1 pseudogene is annotated in these 1,080 nt (G+C 70.4%); it reads right to left on the reverse strand.

The features are described 5' to 3' along the window. A pseudogene (locus tag ACFV0T_RS42160) lies at positions 1–1,080 on the reverse strand (2-oxoglutarate ferredoxin oxidoreductase subunit alpha); the annotation flags it as partial.

A 1,080-nucleotide genomic window follows, 5' to 3' on the forward strand; every position in this document is an offset into this window, starting at 1 on the left:
CCGGGTGCGGACCATGAAGTCGTGGTTGGCGGGGTCGTAGGAGATGTTGCCCGTGCCGTCCTGCTTCTCGATGCCGCCGATGCGGTGCTCCAGGCCCGGCGTGCCCGGGATCGCCCACGGCCGGGCCAGCGTCTCGGGGTCGCGCTTGTACGGCCAGAAGACCTCGCTGCCGTCCTCCAGGGTGTGGTTGGGTCCCTGGGCGAACCGCACCCGCAGATCGGGCAGCTCGTCCACCTCGGGGATCCGCCACGGCTCGGAGCCGTTGGCGAGATAGCCGTCGGAGAGCAGGAACACGGGCGTCCGGTACGTCAGCGCGATCCCGGCCGCCTCCAGGGCGGCGTCGAAGCAGTCGGCCGGGGTGCGCGGGGCGACGACCGGGACCGGTGCCTCGCCGTTGCGGCCGTACATCGCCTGGAGCAGGTCGGCCTGCTCCGTCTTGGTCGGCAGCCCCGTGGACGGACCGCCGCGCTGGATGTCGATCACCAGCAGCGGCAGTTCCAGCGAGACGGCGAGCCCGATCGTCTCCGACTTCAGCGCCACCCCCGGACCGGACGTCGTGGTCACCGCGAGGGAGCCGCCGAAGGCCGCCCCGAGCGCCGCGCCGATGCCCGCGATCTCGTCCTCGGCCTGGAAGGTCCGAACGCCGAAGTTCTTGTGCTTCGACAGTTCGTGCAGGATGTCCGAGGCCGGCGTGATCGGGTACGAGCCCAGGAACAGCGGCAGGTCCGCCTGCCTGGACGCGGCGACCAGCCCGTAGGACAGGGCCAGGTTCCCGGAGATGTTGCGGTAGGTGCCGACCGGGAAGGCCTTCGCCGCCGGGGCGACCTCGTAGGAGACCGCGAAGTCCTCCGTCGTCTCGCCGAAGTTCCAGCCCGCGCGGAACGCGGCGATGTTGGCCGCCGCGATGTCGGGCTTCTTCGCGAACTTCGACGTCAGGAACTTCTCCGTGCCCTCGGTCGGCCGGTGGTACATCCACGACAGCAGGCCCAGCGCGAACATGTTCTTGCTGCGCTCGGCCTCCTTACGGGTGAGGTCGAAATCCTTCAGCGCCTGGACCGTCAGCGTCGTCAGCGGCACCGG

The organism is Streptomyces sp. NPDC059582, assembly GCF_042735715.1.
Classification (GTDB): Bacteria; Actinomycetota; Actinomycetes; order Streptomycetales; family Streptomycetaceae; genus Streptomyces.